The following is an 18,733-nucleotide window of genomic DNA, read 5'->3' on the forward strand; positions in this document are numbered from 1 at the left end:
TAGAAGTGTTTATACCAAGTTTAGAGTATGACTTGTTGCTCATGTTAGAAGCACAGTTTCTGATTGTTTTTATTATTTTAACTTCTAAGCTCTTCTCTAAAAGCGCAGCGTCTCTAAACCTATTTGTGTATAACAGCCCTAAAAATAGTATGCACGCAGAGAAGAAAAAGAGGAGCAAATGAGAAGAGCAAAACCAATGCTGACTCGGTATTATAAAAGTACAAGCGTTGCTTTAAAAGCTTGTAACCTGCGCGAATAGAAGTGTTTATACCAAGTTTAGAGTATGACTTGTTGCTCATGTTAGAAGCACCGTTTCTGACTGTTTTTATTATTTTAACTTCTAAGCTCTTCTCTAAAAGCGCAGCGTCTCTAAACCTCTTTGTGAATTAATCACTTTAGGTCTTAACTCTACGGTAGAGCAGAGTTTGTAGAGCGCAGTAAAGCTTCTAATTACACAACAAACTTAACCTTTAAAAACAAAAAAAAGGGCCAAGGCCCTTTTTTATGATGTTGCGCCTAATCATACAGGCCAAATACTGAGTGCTTAAACAACTTCACCAGCTACTATAGTATTAAAGCTGTCGTTGTCATGTAAGCTTGCAAATGCGCTCTCATGTAATAGCTCATTACGTAAATTTGGAGAGTATTCAAGTGCCATTTTAATGTCGGCTAATGCATCAGCATGCTTATGTGTTAGCGCATAAGCACATGCTCGTTGCCAATAGGCATAACCATAGACACTATCTATATCAATGGCTTGATTACACAACTCAATGGCTTGCGCTGTTTCATTTATTTCTAATAACGCATCGGCCTTATAAGCAATGGCTTCAACATCCTCTGGTTTACGTTTTAAAATCTCATCAAATATTTCAATTTTATTAGCAAAATCACTTTCTAAATTGGCGCGCATCCATAACGAATGAACCTCGTTGGTAACTGATATGCGCTCTTGGTTACTGAGTATTTCTTCTGAGCGTACGCGTAGTTTTTCTTCAAGAATTTTTAATCGGTCTTCATACTCGTCAGTAATTACACTTACACGTGTATTTACAATATCTTCTACTTTGTTTTTAACATCGCGTAGTGAGTTCCAGCCCACTAAAACCAAAATAGAAGCCGTAGCGGTAATTATAAAAAATACATTATTAATAGTATCGGTAGTGTATGTTAATGCGCGATCTGCAGTATCAAGCTGTGCATGAGTAACTTGCTTAGTTACATCCTCACGGAGTTTTTGTTGATCTTGCCTTACGGCTTTTAGCTCGTCGAGTATGTAGCGCTCCATTAGCGGTTTAAACATAGACTCTTTAAGTTGTTTGAGGGCTTGTTGCTCTTGTTGTGCTGTAGGGGCTGCTGGTTTTTGTTCAGCAGAATTTACTATGCCCGAAAAAAAAGTTAAACAAACAAAAAGTGTAGATAGGTAATAACGCATCGGTACGCCTAATTAAATTAATTACTGTAATAACTTTAACATGCAGGGCTGAATGGCACTAGGGCGCGTTGACTTTTCAGGATTAAAATTGACCTAATTTAGATAGGAGCAATAGTTGTAAGAATTTTTTAGTCTAGAGGCTAGGGCGTGTTGACCTTTCGTGATTAATTTTGCAGCTGTATATTTGGTTTTTAGGCAAGGCAGAGCCTATGTAGTGTGGTTATTCCCCATAAATAGGCGATAACGAAGCATAAATGCCAAACATGCGCTGCCCTTAGGGTTCTTTCTAGGGACGATTTACTCTTTGTTGCTCGGTTTTTACTTAGCCCACTAGGTTACAAACCTCGCGCCGCGATTAAATCGTCCCTAGATTAAACAAATTTCAATCCACAAAGGTCAACACGCCCTAGCAATAACAGGTTAAAGCATGAGCATTTTGCTAATAATAAGGTGGTTTTAGGAAAAAATAGGCAAAAAAAACCAGCTCAATATGAGCTGGCAAAAACTGCTTAAAACAACAATATGTCGTAGGGATTCACAGGAGAACAACTTCATACTAACTGAATCTTTATGAACAAATACTTAATTCAATTCAATTAGTTAAAAATATAAGAATACTCAAAGTATTCGATTTATAAAGTAAAGGTGCATTGGGCTTAAGTAATGCACCTTTATAATTATAACTATATAACTACAATTTCATGGTGAAGGGGGGTATTCCAATGTGCGCTTTAAATAAATTAAAGCCACTTTCAAACCCTTCATATACCATTACGCCGAAATTTTTCAATTCGATCACAGGTCTAGTAAAAAGGTTAAGGTTAATTCACTAATTTGTTTTTTTATCTTACGTAATACTTTACACGAGCGTCATCGAATTTATTTTTACTATTATTTTGAACGTAATTACAAAGCTATTGTTAAATACATCATTAGCAAAAGGCCAATCAAAAATATAAATTGGAGCAATCGTTTTAAATAGTATGTTGAGGCTGGCGTAGCATAATTTATGCGCCTATATTAAGGATACGTAAGTGTTTAGGCAGGCACACTAAATAATAAGTAAGCCGATTAAATAAAAATAACCGTTACTTTTTAAAAAGTTATAAATACATAAACAACAATACTGATTGATTAAGTATTTTACTTTTCTATTATAAGGATTCCAGAATGAGCAACCCTAAAGCAGGCCAATGTCCGGTCATGCACGGCAGTAATACTAAAACGTCTAATCCCAATACTGATTGGTGGCCAAATGCCCTAAACTTAGACATTCTTCATCAGCACGACACCAAATCAAATCCATACAATAGCGACTTTAATTACGCTGAAGCATTTAAATCAATCGATCTTGACGCGCTAAAAACAGACGTAAAAAGCTTAATGACCGATAGCCAAGATTGGTGGCCAGCCGATTGGGGACATTACGGCGGTTTAATGATTCGTTTAGCATGGCACTCAGCGGGTTCATACCGTTTGGCCGATGGTAGAGGGGGCGGTGGTACAGGTAATCAACGTTTTGCGCCACTAAATTCATGGCCAGACAACGGTAACCTCGACAAAGCGCGCCGTTTACTTTGGCCAATAAAGAAAAAATACGGTAACAAGCTTTCATGGGCCGACTTAATTATTTTAGCGGGCAACATGGCATACGAATCAATGGGCTTAAAAACCTTTGGTTTTGCCGGCGGCCGAGAAGATATTTGGCATCCTGAAAAAGACGTTTACTGGGGAGCTGAAAAAGAATGGTTAGCGCCAAGTGATGGTCGTTACGAAAGTGTAGATAAACCAGACACCATGGAAAACCCATTAGCCGCAGTACAAATGGGCTTAATTTATGTAAACCCTGAAGGTGTAAATGGTATACCTGATCCGCTTAAAACAGCGGCCCAAATTCGCGAAACTTTTGCACGTATGGCAATGGATGACGAAGAAACCGCTGCATTAACGGTAGGCGGGCACACAGTAGGTAAAGCGCACGGTAATGGCAAAGCAGAAAACTTAGGACCAGAGCCAGAGGCAGCTGACATACACGAGCAAGGCCTTGGTTGGAATAACACTACAACACGTGGGATTGGCCGCGATACAGTTACATCAGGTGTAGAGGGCGCATGGACTACGCACCCAACACAATGGGATAACGAATACTGTAAGCTTTTATTAACCTACGAATGGGAACTCACTAAAAGCCCAGCAGGCGCTCATCAGTGGGAGCCTATTAATATTAAAGAAGAAGACAAACCTGTCGATGTAGAAGATTCATCAATTCGTTTAAACCCAATGATGACAGATGCTGATATGGCCATGAAAGTGGATCCAACGTACCGTAAAATTATTGAGCGTTTTTATAACGACTTTGACTACTTTTCAGACGTGTTTGCACGTGCCTGGTTTAAACTAACTCACCGCGATTTAGGTCCTAAATCATGTTACTTAGGTGCTGACGTACCAAGTGAAGATTTAATTTGGCAAGATCCAATTCCAACCGTTGATTACACATTAACAGACGACGAAATTAGCAATCTAAAAACCACATTATTAAATTGTGGTGTTAGTGCCGCTGATTTAATAAATACAGCTTGGGATAGCGCACGTACTTATCGTGGTTCTGATAAACGTGGCGGCGCAAATGGTGCACGCATTCGTTTAGCACCGCAAAAAGATTGGCAAGGTAATGAGCCAGAACGTTTAGCATCAGTACTTAGTGCGCTTGAAAAAGTGCAGGCTGGCTTGAGTAAACCTGTTAGCATCGCCGACTTAATTGTTTTAGGTGGTACAGCAGCCTTAGAACAAGCTGCAAAACAAGCGGGTGTTGATGTAAACGTGCCGTTTGCTCCAGGACGTGGAGATGCAACAGACGAAATGACTGATGCAGAATCGTTTGATGTACTAGAACCCATTCACGATGGTTTTAGAAACTGGCTGAAAAAAGATTACGCAGTGTCAGCGGAGGAGTTATTACTAGAGCGCAGCCAACTAATGGGATTAAGTGCACCAGAAATGTCGGTACTTATTGGTGGGATGCGAGTACTAGGTACTAACTATGCTGGCAGCGAACACGGCGTATTTACAAATAGCGTAGGCTCATTAACCAACGACTTCTTTGTAAACTTAACTGACATGTCAAACCGTTGGGAGCCAACTCAAAAAGGTTTATACAATATAGTAGACCGTAAAAGTGGCACTACTAAATGGACTGCAACACGCGTTGATTTAGTATTTGGATCAAACTCTATATTGCGCGCACTTGCTGAGTTTTATGCACAAGACGACAACAAAGAGCGCTTTGTACATGACTTTGTAAACGCATGGGTAAAAGTAATGAACGCAGACAGATTCGATCTTAAATAATCTGTACGCTAAATAAAAACGGGGGAGTAATAATTTACTCCCCCGTTTTTGCATATAGTCCCGGTCAGTATTACTTATAAAATATTGTAATTTATCTAAGTCATATAAAAATTAGGCATTAAAAAAGGCGGCAAAGCCACCTTTTTATAGAACAATAAAACTTATAGAAGTGCAAAAAGCTTTTGTAGTTGTGGCATATATTCGCTCACAAGTTCAAGGTTACTTTCGCTTACTAAAGACTCTGTAGACTCCTCAGCTGCGCTTGACGATTTACCAAACGAACCCATTAACGAACTAGCGCCTTTATCTTTAGCACTTTTCATGCTTTGAAAACCGCCCATTACTTTATTCGCTGTTTCTTGATTATCAGCAGATAAACCCGATTTAAGGTTTTCGATATAAGCCATTGATACTTCAGAACCTACAGTTACTAGTTGCTCTGGTGTAAAGCCGTAGCGCCCTGTAACACCCGCGAAGCTTTTGTATAGGTCTTGCTCTTTAATCATGCTTAGTGCGCTATTAGCTAAAGAGCTTTGTTCGTCAACACTTTGATCTGCAGAACCACCTAACATACTTGCTAAGTCTAAGTCTTTTAAAGACTCTTGGCTGCTTGCCCAGCTCGTTACAGCTGGCAGTGCTTTCATATAGCTTTGAAGTTGACCTTCGTTAATATCTACTGCAAGGCTTGAGAAACTCATTGCTAATAAGCTAAGTGATACAAGTATTTTTTTCATTGAGCATTTCCTAGTATTAAAGTTGTGCCAATTAGAAACTAATAAGCAACACTTGCCAACACAAAATAATATATTGGCTGATTTTATAGTACAATTTATGAGAATTTATTTAAGTTCTAAGAATTTAGTTCATTCACCACAAGCTAATGTACTGATGATATAATACATTTTTGACAAATAGAGCTGAACACAATGTTAACAATTTCAAATACTGTCACTATCGATGAATGGGAACTAGAGCTTACGGCTATTCGTTCGCAAGGTGCCGGTGGTCAAAATGTTAACAAAGTAGCCAGTGCCATTCATTTACGCTTTGATATTAATCGCTCTAAATTACCTGATTTTTATAAAGAGCGTTTGCTAGCCTTAAATGATACAAGAATTACCAAAGAGGGCGTTTTAATAATTAAAGCGCAAAGCCACCGTACGCAAGAGCTAAACCGAGAAGATGCCCTTAAGCGCTTAAAAGATTTAATTCTTAGTGCTACCGTTGTTAATAAAGCGCGTCGTGCCACCAAGCCTAGCCGTAATTCACAGCGAAAGCGCATGGACAAAAAAACTAAACACGGGCAAAACAAAGCGCTACGCGGCAACATAAAGTTTTAGTTTTAAACGGTATTAATAAAGTATAGAAGAGACTTGATGCCTACATGCAGGCACCATTTTTACATCGTATTGTACGTATAAAAATATAAGTGAGGGGTAGCCTCACTTATATTTAATAACTATTAATACCTACTTAGCCATTTCTAAATCAGATTCTGCATTTGCCAACATTGCAAACTCTTCATCAGCGCTTTTAGCAACTAAGTGTTTTGAGCTATAGCCAAAGTAATATGCGGCGCCCACAATAAACAGCACCATAGTGTATAAAAATGCACGAGGGTCAAACGCATACACACCCGTTAATGCTATAAGCGAAAGTACTAAAGCAATACTTGACGTAACTACGCCACCTGGAGTTTTGTACGGGCGAGGTAAATCAGGTTGTTTAACGCGAAGTAAAATATGGCTCAGCGCCATTAATGCATACGAGAGCGTTGCACCTACTACTGCCATTGCAAGTATTAAGTCACCCTCACCACTGAGTGATACTAAAAAGCCAAATACTGCCGGTACAATCAACGCACGTGCTGGCACTTTGCGATTAGTCGTAATAGACAACGAACGTGGTAAATAACCGGCTCTAGATAGAGCAAACACTAAGCGACTATAACCATAAATAATAGAGAAAAACGAAGCAACTAAACCCGCAAGCCCTAATATATTTACAACGGTTGCTAAGCCCTCACTACCGGATGCATTTAATGCATCAACTAAAGGCACAGCACTTGCCCCCATTGCAGCAGCACCGCCAGCACCAGGTACTAAAACAACAACTAAAAAAGCAGTAAATAACAAAAAGATCATTGCACCAATAATGCCTTTTGGCACATCTTTAGCGGGATCTTTTGCTTCTTCTGCAGCAAGCGGTACACCTTCAACCGCTAAAAATAACCACATGGCAAACGGTAATGCAGCCCAAACCCCGTACCAACCTAAAGGTAAAAACTCACTGGCTCCCACTGCATTTGTTACGGGGACGTCAAATAAGCGCGATGCATCAAAATTTGTGATTAAAACAAAAGCCGTTGCAATAATAGCTAATACCGCTAAACCACTTATTACCATCATTACTTTAAGCGCTTCTCCTACGCCCGCTAAATGAATTCCCACAAATAGTAAGTAAAATAATGCATATACCCATGGGCCATTAAACCCGGTGAGGGCTTCAACTGCCGAACCAATAAAAATAACAATAGCAGCGGGTGCTAAGGCATATTCAATTAATACGGCAAGCCCGGTTAAATAGCCTCCCGCTGGCCCCATAGCTTGACGCGCAAAACTATAACCACCGCCTGCAGCAGGTATTGCAGCTGACATTTCAGCAAGCGATAGTACAAGCGCTAAATACATAACCGCCATTAATACTGCAGCAATGGCAAAACCACCCCAACCGGCTTCGGCGATACCAAAGTTCCAGCCTGCAAAGTCACCCGATATTACATACGACACACCCAAACCTGCGAGCAATAACCACCCCGCAGTACCCCGTTTTAGCTGTCTTTTAGCAAGGTACTCTGTATTATTATTAGTAGACATAACCTTTCTCCGTTGATGTTTAGTTTTTATTTTTTTATTTCATGTGTTTTTAATTAAAATTACTCAGCAATTAAAAAGTTAGTGGTTGAAACCTGATGCTCAATTACATCATCTTGTGTGCGGTCTTTTAAATTAACCCCAGTTAGTTTCAGTTTTTTAGCTTCACGTAATAAGTACAGTGCGCGTCTCGCCGCTTCTGTATAAGGTAGGCCTGCAGGGCGAATATTCGATATGCAATTACGACATGCATCGTTAAGTCCTGTTTTGGGCTCCCATGTTAAATACAAGCCAAGGCTATCTGGCGAACTAAGTCCTGGGCGCTCTCCTATTAACACCATAACCACCTGCGCATTTAGCAACTCACCTATATCGTCGCCAATCGCTACTCGCCCTTGCTCAACCAAAGTAATGGGAGCAATTTTAAATTGCTTGTCTGTTGTAAGGTGCGTTAATAGCTCTGTTATAAATGGGTATGCATTTTTTTGTACCGCCAACGACGAAAGTCCATCAACCACTACAATCGCTAAATCGTATTTAGCCTGCGCAGTGTGCTTTTGTTTATTCATATAGCTGAGAAGTACTTGCCTACCATTTTCATCAAGTTTACGGCCTAAATCGGGTCGCTGAAGGTAAGTAACCCTGTCAACGGCTTGGCTGTGTAAATGCAGGGGAGGGGCAACCTCTTTTAGAGCACTAATATTGCCTAGTTGCTCAGTCATTGCGTTAATATCAAGCGGAAAACTCACCGCATCACGCGCTTGTGCATGAGATAGCTGAAAAGCCAGCATTTCTGAGGTTGGCAAACTTATACCAGCGCGACCAAGCCCAATACGGGCGTCGGTAAAGCGGCGTAAATCACTCCAAGGGTTGTGCACCACATTACCGTTATTTTTATGCTCATTTACTGAGTTATCTAATGGAGTTGTCGGTTTTGAACGTGATTTCATGAGCCACCTCCAGCAATTGCACCCAGAGGTTTAGCAAAAGCGGGAGGCAAGGTATCTGAAAGTGTGATGTCGGTAGTGCTTTGCATAATTTTCATTTTGCTTAGCCATGCTTCAAACTCAGGGGCGGGTCTAGAGCCAAGAACTCGACGAACATATAATGCATCATGAAACGACGTAGTTTGGTAGTTAAGCATAATATCGTCAGAGCCAGGTATTCCCATTACAAACGAGCAACCTGCAACACCTAATAGCGTTAGCAAATTATCCATATCGTTTTGATCGGCCTCTGCATGATTGGTGTAACACACGTCGCACCCCATCGGTATGCCTAGTAACTTAGCGCAAAAGTGATCCTCAAGTCCTGCTCGGGTAATTTCTTTACCATCAAACAAATATTCAGGGCCAATAAACCCCACCACGGTATTAACCAGTAACGGATCAAACTTACGAGCAACTGCATAAGCGCGAGCTTCACACGTTTGCTGATCAAGCCCATGATGCGCATTTGCTGAAAGCGAACTGCCTTGCCCAGTTTCAAAATACATCACATTATTGCCAACAGTGCCGCGCTTTAAACTCAAAGCGGCATCTTGCGCTTCAGCTAAGGTATTTAAATTAAAACCAAAACTTGAGTTAGTAGCCTCCGTGCCGCCAATCGATTGAAATACCAAATCAACCGGTGCGCCAGCTTCTATACATTCAATAGTGTTAGTAACATGTGTAAGCACACAGCTTTGCGTCGGTATGGCGTATTTTTGAATAACATCATCCATTAATGTCATTAATTTAATGGCCTGGGCAACGTTGTCGGTTGCTGGGTTTATACCTATTACGGCATCGCCATTACCGTATAGCAGCCCATCAAGCATGCATGCAGCAATACCGTTAATATCGTCAGTTGGATGATTGGGTTGTAAACGTGTAGATAAATGCCCAGGAAGGCCAATAGTGTTTCTAAAAGCACTTGTAACATGGCACTTTTTAGCAATTAATATGAGATCTTGATTGCGCATTATTTTGCTAACAGCAGCAGCCATTTCGGGCGTAATACCTTGCCTTATACTTGCAAGTACAGCGGGTGTTGCAAAGTCGCTTAAAAGCCAATTACGAAAATCGCCTACGGTTAAATGTGCAATAGCCATAAAGGCATTGGCATCGTGCTCGTCAATAATTAAGCGTGTAATTTCGTCATCTTCGTAGGGAATAAGTACCTCATTTAAAAATGTTTTAAGAGGTACATCGGCCAATGTCATTTGAGCCACAGCACGTTCTTGTGCTGATTGTGCAATTACGCCCGCTAAGCGATCACCCGAACGCTGCGGTGTAGCTTTAGCCATTAACTGGGCTAGGTTCTTGAATTTATAAGTGTGTGTACCTAAAGTGTAACTGTACGCTTGCCCCATGATTTACTCCACATAACTAATATGATAAACCTTGGTATAGGTTTTGCTGCATCTTTAGCTATAAATCAATTTTCAATAGTTACAAGACAGCTTATTTTGTACCAAGTAACTATCGAATTTCGGCAAAAGATTATTTATTAATCCAATTCAATTGGTTACATACGCAAAGCGGTGTTAACTTAACCATAATAAAAGTGTAACGAAAAAGAGCATCCCCTATATGGCGCAGCAAAGTAGCTACAACGCACCACTAAAGAGCAAGGTGCAAACACACGATATAGACGAGCAAGCGCATAGCCTTACTCAATGGCAGCAAAAATACGATCAAATGAGCGACGGCAGCTTTTATGGTTTTATTGAAGAAACAGATTACGCCAATATTCATGTGTTTAAAGAATACACCGAGCGAGCGCTTCGTCAGCAATGTAACATCGCCCCCAATTCTGTTTGGCTTGGCATTCCTTGTCAGTCGCAGCAAAGTAAGATTAATGGTCTAAGTGTGGCAAGTAATCAATTTATGTGCCGTACAAGTGATAATGACTTTGAGCTGATAACCCCTGAGCAATTTAATATTTATGGTTTGGTAATCGATTGGAATTCAATTGAATATATGGCGCAGCTACAAGGCGTAACATTGAAAAACCTATCATCTGCACAATCAGCTCGCTTATCGGTAAGCAACTCATCATTGCAAACGGCAAGGCAAATAATTAATAGCATGGTTGTAGGCAAGGGCTTTGGACTTAAAACCGAATCGCAACAAGATATGCTAAACATGTTGGCACTACACTTATTACAGGCAGATAATCCACAACAAAATATTGCGCCAAGTTATAAACATAGAAAAGCCGTAGTAGATAAAGTAAAAGATTACGTGGCCACAAATCCACAAAACCCAATAACCATAACCGAGCTGTGCGAGCTTGCCTTTGTAAGTAGGCGCACACTTCAATATAGTTTTGAGAGTATTTTAGGAATTAACCCTTTGCGGTTTTTACGTTTAACACGTTTAAATAATGTAAGGCGGGAACTAAAAAAACCAAACCAAGATAAGCCAATTTCAGTAATAGCAGCCAATTGGGGATTTTGGCATGCGGGACAATTTGCTAAAGATTACACGCAACTATTTGGTGAAAACCCATCACAAACAGTTAAAAGTAATAGTTTTAAAGGTTAGAAACTACACTTCTAACGTGAGCACGTTTCTTCTACAGACCATACTCTAACTTGAGTTAAACACCTGTGGACGCGCAGCTTGCTGGCGTTTAAAACCACCGCTTTTACATTTAGTTGGGTGCATTAGTAAGCAAGTAATTAAATCACCACCGAGAAGTGAAGGAGAAAACAAGGAGCAGTGACTAACCATTACTCGTGTTTTCTCTGTGTAGCGCACAGCGCCTCGGTGTGCTCGGTGGTGAAATATCATATAACTTAAACAAATGGACTTTGTCTTCTCATTTACTCCTCTTTTTCTTCTCTTTGTGCATTCATATTTTTAAGGGCTGTTATTCACAAAGAGGTTTAGAGGCGCTTCGCTTTTAGAGGACAGCTTGGAGTTAAAATAATAAAGAACTAAAAGTGAAAGCGAGGTATATTCAAAAGCCCTATTTGATCGGTGCTATTTAAGCCGCGATTAAATAGGACTCTTGTCCTGAATGTTTGTTGCTGCGTTTAAACGAACCTTTGCCTTTTTTAGCTTTAACCACTTGTGGCTTAAATAATTTAGAGGTTACTAGCGCCGCCAGCGCATTATGATTAATAACGCCTCGTCCTGTATCTACCGCGCTGTTGCTTGCGGTTTTTGCTTTAGATTTTTTAGTCATATATTTCCTATCACTAATGATTATTTTAAGTTAAATAATAAAGAGGCTTTTATATTAGCCTATTTAAGAGATGGCGATTGTAGGCTTAATTTTCAACCGCGCAAGTATTTTTAATGCCCAACAGGTACTTTTTAATAATAAAAAAGCATAAAAAAAGCGCAGTTAATAACCGCGCTTAATGTGGTTTAATTTGCTTTAAAAATTAAAAATTAAAAATTAAAAATTAAAAATTAAAAATTAAAAATTAAAAATTAAAGCTTACTTTTGCATAGTACGTTCTGCCGTCAAAGCCGTATGGCAATGCGCGTACAGGGTATTTAAATGCACCATTGGTGATAAAGTTAAGTACTTCGTCGTCACCTAGCTCGTCTGGCGTTTCGTCAAACACGTTATCGGCACCCACCGAAAGCGCAAACATGTCGTTAATTTGGTAACTAACATTTAAATCAACTAACACAGCAGATTCAACCGTACTTGTTGGTTTAAACGAACCGGTAGGCGAAAGCTCACCTGGTAATGAAATATGGTCGTTACCAAAGTATTTTACGTCTGTTTCGCCAAAGTAGTTAAAGCGAATAGTTGATGTGTATGCATCGCGCTCGTAATCAAAGGTAAGCGTTGCACGCTCACTTGGTTGTCCGTCTGTAAAAAAGCTACGTTGTAGGTCGTCAAATGCAACTGCTTCAGGAATACCGTCTTCTGCATTTACGCCGTCAATTTTAGTATCGTTTAGGTTACCCGCAAAGGTTACACCAAAATTACCGCCTTCAACGTCTGTGCGGTACGATGCAATAATATCAACGCCCTGCGTAGTAGAATCAACCGAGTTTGAAAAGTAGTTAGCTTGCACAGCTCCTGTTGCTTGTAGCGCTGCAACTGCTTCACTGCTAAACGATACATCGTCAGCGCTAAGTAAGCTGCCAAGTGTAATACGGTCTTCAATTTCTACGCGGTAAAAATCAACCGTTAACGAAAGCTCGCTTGTTACATCGTAAACAAAACCAGCACTGTAGTTTGTTGATGTTTCAAGCTCTAGGCTATCTACACCTAACGCACTTGGAAAAGCTGTACCTGTGTTTGCCGTAAACGACTGCGTTAGTGTACCGTCTGAGCCTAAGTTAGTTGTAAAGGCTGTATAACCACTTTGTTGAAGCGATGGCGCTCTAAAACCAGTAGATACCGCACCACGTACTGCAAAGTCATCTGAAAATTCATAGCGTGTTGCTAATTTACCAATTAAATCGTCGCCAGCATCTGAGAAATCTTCATAACGTAGCGCACCACTTACGTTCCATGCGTCTGTGATCATAGTTTCTACATCTACATAAACTGCGTAGCTGTTACGATCGCTGTCGTTAGTTGCCTCTGGGCGCAGGCCGTTATAAGCCTGAAAACCACACTCAGCAAATTGATCCGGGTCGTTTACTGATGGGTAAGAGGTATCTGTATTTGCTAACCCACACGCGTATGATGCTTCATCGCCTGCAACTATTTCGTAGTTTTCTTTACGGTACTCGGCGCCCACAGTTACATATAAAGGCTCACTGCGGCCAATATCTACAATACCGTTTACATCAAGGTTAACGGTTGTTTGATCAAACCTAAAACCACCTGAGTAACCGCCACTAGGGCCTGAGTTTGCAGCAATGTCGGCATCACTTGCACTAGGGTTATTAAATAAATACTCAGCCGCGTAAGAAGCGTTAATTGTATTACGTGATGTAAAATCGTATTGGTTTTCGCCATAAACAGCCGATACATCGTAATTCCAATCTGGGTTAATATCGCCTTTAAAACCAACCGCTACAGAAATATCTTGTGCTTCGTTATATATGCGCGGTAAAAAACCATCGCTGTATACTTGTGTTACGTTTTTAGAGGCTTCGTTAAAGTTGCGGTAAAAACCATTACCTAGGGCCGTACGCTCTGAGTAGCCACCAAACGAGTAAAGCTCGCCGTCGCCCATTGGTAAGGCCATATTATAAAATAATGACGTAAACTCACTTTCTGAATTACCTTGGCTCCAGCGTACATCGTCACTTAGCGTGCCAGGCTCAACATCAAGCGAACCACCCGTATCTCGCTCTGCGCGGTTTGTGCCATCAGCATCTCGGTATTCAAGTGATAAATTAATAAAGCCGCCTTCGTTACCTATATCAAAACCACGATTTAAACCTGCTGAAATTGTATCGCCGTCACCTTCGCTAGTGCCACCATATTGCACAAAGCCAGTAGTAATACCTGTTGAGTTATTAAGTGATAAGTTAATTACGCCTGCAATAGCGTCAGAGCCATACTGAGCCGCTGCGCCATCGCGTAATACTTCAACGCCTTTAAGTGCGGTTAGTGGAATAGCATTCATATCGGTACCCGCAGCGCCTGCACCTACTGTACCGTTAAGGCCAAAAATTGATTGGTTATGACGACGTTTACCATTTACTAATACAAGGGTTTGATCTGGCTGTAAGCCGCGAAGTGTTGCGGGTCTAAATAAGTCAGAACCGTCAGATACTTGTGTACGCGAAAAGTTAAATGAAGGCGCTGTAGCTTGCAGGCTTTGGCCTAATTCGGTAAAACTACCTTTAGTTAAATCATCAGCGTCAATTAAATCAATAGGAGAAGAAGACTCAGTAGAGGTACGGTTAGATACACGCGATCCTAATACAGAAATTTGCTCAATGTTTTTAGCAGCTTGCACGGGTGCTTCTTCTGCGTTAACAATGCTTGGTGCGCTAAACGCGAAAGCAACGGCTACAGCAAGTGTGTTTAAACGGTATGTTGGCATAGTGACGACCCTGTTTTTTTGTGTTCTTATAATATGTGTGTGGTTATGATACTCATAACCTGTTGCAAACATCCTAGCAACATATGCAAACAAAAAGAAATGAAAAAAACTAAATATTTGGTCTAAGTATGCAAATAAATTTCAAGATAAGAAAAAACCACCTTTAATCGATTAAAATACACGCTACAAGAGCATTAAACTTCAAAAACGCATTTATTAACTTTTTATTTACATTGTGGTTTTGTTCGTTAGTTTACGCTTTTAAAGGTAATAGGCAGCGGATGGTCGTACCTGTCCCTAATGTGCTGTTAACTTCTATTTTTCCGCCATGATCGCTCACCATAGCGTATACAAGTGTCATACCCATACCGGTACCTTCTCCAACTTCTTTTGTTGTGTAAAAAGGGTCAAACATATGCGCTATTGTGTCTTCACTCATTCCACAGCCATTATCTTTTACCTCAATACAGATATTTGTGTCTAGTTCAAAAATATTGACCTCAATAATGCAGCCTTTTTCTAAATCAAGCTCGCATGCTTGCCAAGCATTCATTAATAGATTTACAAAAATTTGATTAATTGACGATAAATTGCACCAAATAAGTGGTAGTGGTTCAAATCGCGTTTTTATCTCGCATAGTTTGAGTTTGTTACTTAATAACCTTAAAGCATTATTAGCACCCGTTGTTACATCGGTTAGTTGCTTATCTTGCGAGGAGGAGGGGTGGGCAAAGTTTAATAAGTCATGCACAATTTGTTTTATTCGTTTGAGTCCTTCAACGCTGTCGTTAACTTGTCCCTGCAAATTGTTATAAAGCCACGCATACGGATACTGTAAGTTGAGTATGTCGATTTCGTGTTTAAAACGGCTCTCTTTAATTTCGTTGTTTAAGTATTGCTCGTTAAGTTTTAGCAACGTGATGAGCAAAGGAGTAGAATTTTGTAAGCTTTCTATATTACTCATTGCATAGGCAAGCGGGGTATTTATTTCGTGGGCTACGCCTGCACAAAGCGTTCCTAAGGTTGCCATTTTTTCGGTTTGCACAAACAGCATTTGCTGGTGTTCTAAATCGGCTACTTTTTTTTGTAATTCATTATTTATGGCAACTAAAACGGTGCTTTTATCTTTGAGTAATTGTTCTGCGGCCAAGCGCAGCTTTTGTTCGTTTAAAAAAGCACGTTCAAAATTACCATCTGATCCATTCATTCCTTTCATCCATATAGATAACTTTATACTTAACGTTTAGTCGTCTACATGCAAATTTGCAACTTTAGTGTGAGCATTTATCTACTTATAGATAATAACCACATTAGGTGACTCCTACTCTATATAAAAGGTAAGCATAAACAGGTCACGGATGTTTTTTTAAGCTATTATTTAGCCAGAAGTAATTTAAAGGCGGCGCAATGACTCAAGCAACACCAAACACACCAATGAATCAGGTTGATGTACTTTGTATTGATGATGACGAAATAGTACTACGTACGTTAACACGACTACTTGAAGTAAATGGCTTAACGGTTATTGTTTGCGATAATCCGCAAAACGCACTAACACTTTTTAAAAACCATGAATTTGGTTTAATTATTAGCGACATGCGGATGCCAGTAATGAACGGTGCCGAGTTTTTAGAAAAAGCGCGTGCGCTGGCACCCGACACTCAACGCATTTTATTAACCGGTTACGCCGATATACAAACAACCCTAGCAGCTGTTAATCAAGGGCAAATAAATGGTTATATTCAAAAACCATGGCAAAACGACTTATTACTTCGAAGCATTAAAGATAGCCTAGAAAAATTTGCGCTAAAAAAGCAAAACAAAAAATTAGAAACACGAGTTAAGGCACAAAACCAAGAACTACTTGAACTAAATAACACGTTAGAGCAACGAGTAGAAAAACGTACCTTACAAATTAAACAAGTTTTAAAAAAGCTTGAAGACGCCAATGAGCGCGAAAAACAAGAGCATAAATCGACCGTTGAGCTGCTATATAATTTTGTTAACGCAAACCCTTATCTTGATGGCAACAAAGCACAAAATATTGCAAATACCTGCACACAAATAGCGCTTTACTTAAACCTGTCGCAAAAAAGCATTGATCTTGCCCCAATGGCTGGTTATTTAGCACAAATAGGTTTGCTTGCTATGGACCCTGAACTTTATAAAAAACCGTTAAATCGGTTAAATGAGCAACAGCGTAAGACCTTTTATACTCACCCAAGTACTGCACAATTAATGCTAATGCCAGCAATACATTTACACGATTTGTCGGATGCTATTTATTATCAGTTTGAACGTTTTAACGGAAATGGAATGCCCAAAGGCCTTGCTGGAAACGATATACCGATAGGGGCTATGGTATTAGGGTTAGCGCGCGACTATTGGGATGCGTTTGAGCAGAGCAATGCAAGCGATGAAAAGCAGCGCCATGAGGATGCACTCGAAAGTGTAAAACTTTATAGTGGTTCGTTTTACCACCCTAAAATAGTTCGTGCGCTTGAAGCAAGCCATGCAAAACTACACGAACAAAAAAGTTCAGCAGGATCAGTATTAATTTGTAATGCTCATGAACTCAAAGATCAAATGATACTCGGCCATGCTCTGCACAGCCATTCGGGTATAATGCTGCTGCCTAAAGGTCATGTGTTTAGCCGCAAATCAATAGAAAAACTGCAGCAACTAGAATCTAAAAAACCAGCCCCATTTAGAATTATGGTTAAAACTGCTAAATGATTGATCTAAACGGCAGTTTTTTTCGTTACAATGTGCATAAAATACATTATTGAATTTGCTTGAAGGAGCACTCTGTGTCGCGATTTTCTGCGGTTACTGACAATCCCCATGATGGGCGTTTTAACCAAAAAACGGGAATACTGCTTACTAACCTAGGTAGCCCTGATGCACCAACAGCTGCTGCGCTTCGTATATACTTACGTGAGTTTTTATCAGATCCACGCATTGTAGAAATACCACGCCTAGTATGGATGATAATTTTACATGGCATTATTTTGCGTGTCCGCCCTAAGCGCTCGGCTAAATTATACGAAAGTATATGGACCGAAAATGGCTCACCGCTTACTCACATTACTCGCCAACAAAGCGTAAAGCTAAATACCTTATTAAAAGAACAAGGTTATACCAATACCGAAGTAGTAATGGCTATGCGCTATGGTAATCCCTCAATAGAGGCTGGCCTTGAGGAGCTTCGTGATAAAGGCTTAACGCGTATTATTATATTGCCAATGTATCCGCAATATTCTAGCCCAACCACGGGTTCAACGTTCGATGCTGTATCGAGCGTACTGCGCAAATGGCGCTGGGTGCCAGAGCTGCATTTTATTAATGGCTATCATAAAAACACCCGTTATATTGAGTCACTTGCTAATAGTATTAGTGAGGATTTAGAAGCGAATGGTATGCCACAAAAAATTGTTTTTTCGTATCACGGTATGCCTAAACTATTTTTAGAGCGCGGCGATCCGTACCATTGCCTATGTTTACAAACCACACGCTTAGTTGTCGAAAAACTAGGTCTTGATAAAGACAAAGTAATTAGTACTTTTCAAAGTCGATTTGGTAAAGCCGAGTGGTTAAAGCCATATACCGATGCAACGCTTGAAGCCCTGCCTGATGAGGGTATTACCGATGTAGCTATTATCAGCCCTGCTTTTAGCGCCGACTGCCTAGAAACACTTGAAGAGCTAGAAGGTGAAAACCGTGAAATATTCGAAAATGCAGGCGGCAAAAAATACCGTTACATAGCGGCACTAAACGACAGAGACGATCATATAGAAGCTGTGTTTGATGTTATAAAACCTATGTTGTAACCCAAGCTTACTAAAGCACATAGCTAAACATATTTCGCATTAAGCGGTGTTAAAATTAACACCGTTTTTTTTGTTTTTAGGGCTTTTAAAATATTTAGCTAATTAATCCACAAAGAGGTTAAGAGGCGCTGCGCTTTTAGAGTAATGATAAAACATAAATATACTGGTTTTTGTTTTTAGCTTTTCTCATTTACTCCTCTTTTACTTCTCATTGTGCAAATAAAAGCTTTTAAAGAGCTAATTAATTCACAAAGAGGTTAAGAGGCGCTGCGCTTTTAGAGTA

The 18,733-nt window shown here is 40.0% G+C and carries 14 protein-coding genes; 6 read left to right on the top strand and 8 right to left on the bottom strand.

What is annotated here, in order from left to right:
* A partial coding sequence (locus I6F43_RS20185) for a hypothetical protein (protein ID WP_231614107.1) occupies positions 1-182 on the top strand: 182 nt, incomplete at its 5' end.
* Between the two features lie 362 nt (positions 183-544).
* On the opposite strand, the gene I6F43_RS17745 is transcribed toward I6F43_RS20185, so the two are convergent.
* On the bottom strand, positions 545-1,435 hold the full coding sequence (locus I6F43_RS17745; protein ID WP_007583526.1) for a tetratricopeptide repeat protein: 891 nt from the start codon (positions 1,433-1,435) through the stop codon (positions 545-547).
* Positions 1,436-2,605: 1,170 nt separating this feature from the next.
* Here I6F43_RS17745 and katG point away from each other — a divergent pair.
* Entirely contained in the window at positions 2,606-4,786 is a 2,181-nt protein-coding gene (katG, locus tag I6F43_RS17750; protein WP_197103384.1) for a catalase/peroxidase HPI, read from the top strand.
* A 161-nt stretch (positions 4,787-4,947) separates the two neighbouring features.
* Here the strand turns inward: katG and I6F43_RS17755 are convergent, their stop codons facing one another.
* Entirely contained in the window at positions 4,948-5,520 is a 573-nt protein-coding gene (locus tag I6F43_RS17755) for a hypothetical protein (protein ID WP_010555231.1), read from the bottom strand.
* A gap of 192 nt (positions 5,521-5,712) precedes the next feature.
* Here I6F43_RS17755 and arfB point away from each other — a divergent pair, with 192 nt between their 5' ends.
* Positions 5,713-6,126, top strand: a complete 414-nt coding sequence (gene arfB, locus I6F43_RS17760; protein WP_007583522.1) for an alternative ribosome rescue aminoacyl-tRNA hydrolase ArfB — start codon at positions 5,713-5,715, stop codon at positions 6,124-6,126.
* 129 nt (positions 6,127-6,255) lie between these two features.
* Here arfB and eat read toward each other — a convergent pair whose 3' ends face one another.
* The 3 genes from eat to I6F43_RS17775 are packed head-to-tail and all read right to left on the bottom strand — an operon-like array spanning position 6,256 to position 10,012.
* Positions 6,256-7,662, bottom strand: coding sequence for an ethanolamine permease (gene eat / locus I6F43_RS17765; RefSeq protein WP_024591132.1), 1,407 nt, complete (start codon positions 7,660-7,662; stop codon positions 6,256-6,258).
* 59 nt (positions 7,663-7,721) lie between these two features.
* Positions 7,722-8,609 carry an ethanolamine ammonia-lyase subunit EutC gene (gene eutC / locus I6F43_RS17770; RefSeq protein WP_165722936.1) on the bottom strand — a complete coding sequence of 296 codons (888 nt, stop codon included), beginning with the start codon at positions 8,607-8,609 and terminating at the stop codon, positions 7,722-7,724.
* The gene (locus tag I6F43_RS17775) at positions 8,606-10,012 is read right to left on the bottom strand and encodes an ethanolamine ammonia-lyase subunit EutB (RefSeq protein ID WP_024594012.1); all 1,407 of its coding nucleotides are present in this window, start codon (positions 10,010-10,012) and stop codon (positions 8,606-8,608) included. Before I6F43_RS17775 ends, eutC begins: the two co-directional genes overlap by 4 nt.
* 220 nt (positions 10,013-10,232) lie before the next feature.
* Between I6F43_RS17775 and I6F43_RS17780 the strand changes: the two genes are divergently transcribed.
* Positions 10,233-11,189: a helix-turn-helix domain-containing protein gene (locus I6F43_RS17780; protein ID WP_197103386.1), complete on the top strand. Its 957-nt coding sequence runs from the start codon at positions 10,233-10,235 to the stop codon at positions 11,187-11,189.
* 445 nt (positions 11,190-11,634) lie between these two features.
* On the opposite strand, the gene arfA is transcribed toward I6F43_RS17780, so the two are convergent.
* The 3 genes from arfA to I6F43_RS17795 all read right to left on the bottom strand — a co-directional run bounded on the left by arfA (position 11,635) and on the right by I6F43_RS17795 (position 15,827).
* A complete protein-coding gene (gene arfA / locus I6F43_RS17785) occupies positions 11,635-11,835 on the bottom strand; it encodes a ribosome alternative rescue factor ArfA (RefSeq protein ID WP_024591136.1) in 201 nt (66 codons plus the stop codon).
* 244 nt (positions 11,836-12,079) lie between these two features.
* Positions 12,080-14,620 carry a TonB-dependent receptor plug domain-containing protein gene (locus I6F43_RS17790; RefSeq protein ID WP_197103388.1) on the bottom strand — a complete coding sequence of 847 codons (2,541 nt, stop codon included), beginning with the start codon at positions 14,618-14,620 and terminating at the stop codon, positions 12,080-12,082.
* A 253-nt stretch (positions 14,621-14,873) separates the two neighbouring features.
* Positions 14,874-15,827 (bottom strand): sensor histidine kinase, encoded by a 954-nt coding sequence (locus tag I6F43_RS17795; RefSeq protein WP_024591138.1) that lies wholly within the window; start codon positions 15,825-15,827, stop codon positions 14,874-14,876.
* Positions 15,828-16,027: 200 nt separating this feature from the next.
* Here I6F43_RS17795 and I6F43_RS17800 point away from each other — a divergent pair, with 200 nt between their 5' ends.
* Both I6F43_RS17800 and hemH read left to right on the top strand, forming a co-directional pair.
* Positions 16,028-17,356 carry an HD domain-containing phosphohydrolase gene (locus I6F43_RS17800; protein WP_197103391.1) on the top strand — a complete coding sequence of 443 codons (1,329 nt, stop codon included), beginning with the start codon at positions 16,028-16,030 and terminating at the stop codon, positions 17,354-17,356.
* A gap of 74 nt (positions 17,357-17,430) precedes the next feature.
* Complete coding sequence (hemH, locus tag I6F43_RS17805; protein WP_007583511.1) at positions 17,431-18,450, top strand: ferrochelatase; 1,020 nt, start codon at positions 17,431-17,433, stop codon at positions 18,448-18,450.
* Positions 18,451-18,733: the final 283 nt, after the last annotated feature.

This window comes from Pseudoalteromonas sp. NZS71_1, from assembly GCF_015864305.1.
GTDB lineage: Bacteria > Pseudomonadota > Gammaproteobacteria > Enterobacterales > Alteromonadaceae > Pseudoalteromonas > Pseudoalteromonas arctica.

Bases quoted from the DNA above. Each gene is read 5' to 3' on its own strand.
- I6F43_RS17745 (WP_007583526.1), bottom strand. From the start codon at position 1,435: ATGCGTTATTACCTATCTACACTTTTTGTTTGTTTAACTTTTTTTTCG.
- katG (WP_197103384.1), top strand. From the start codon at position 2,606: ATGAGCAACCCTAAAGCAGGCCAATGTCCGGTCATGCACGGCAGTAAT.
- I6F43_RS17755 (WP_010555231.1), bottom strand. From the start codon at position 5,520: ATGAAAAAAATACTTGTATCACTTAGCTTATTAGCAATGAGTTTCTCA.
- arfB (WP_007583522.1), top strand. From the start codon at position 5,713: ATGTTAACAATTTCAAATACTGTCACTATCGATGAATGGGAACTAGAG.
- eat (WP_024591132.1), bottom strand. From the start codon at position 7,662: ATGTCTACTAATAATAATACAGAGTACCTTGCTAAAAGACAGCTAAAA.
- eutC (WP_165722936.1), bottom strand. From the start codon at position 8,609: ATGAAATCACGTTCAAAACCGACAACTCCATTAGATAACTCAGTAAAT.
- I6F43_RS17775 (WP_024594012.1), bottom strand. From the start codon at position 10,012: ATGGGGCAAGCGTACAGTTACACTTTAGGTACACACACTTATAAATTC.
- I6F43_RS17780 (WP_197103386.1), top strand. From the start codon at position 10,233: ATGGCGCAGCAAAGTAGCTACAACGCACCACTAAAGAGCAAGGTGCAA.
- arfA (WP_024591136.1), bottom strand. From the start codon at position 11,835: ATGACTAAAAAATCTAAAGCAAAAACCGCAAGCAACAGCGCGGTAGAT.
- I6F43_RS17790 (WP_197103388.1), bottom strand. From the start codon at position 14,620: ATGCCAACATACCGTTTAAACACACTTGCTGTAGCCGTTGCTTTCGCG.
- I6F43_RS17795 (WP_024591138.1), bottom strand. From the start codon at position 15,827: ATGAATGGATCAGATGGTAATTTTGAACGTGCTTTTTTAAACGAACAA.
- I6F43_RS17800 (WP_197103391.1), top strand. From the start codon at position 16,028: ATGACTCAAGCAACACCAAACACACCAATGAATCAGGTTGATGTACTT.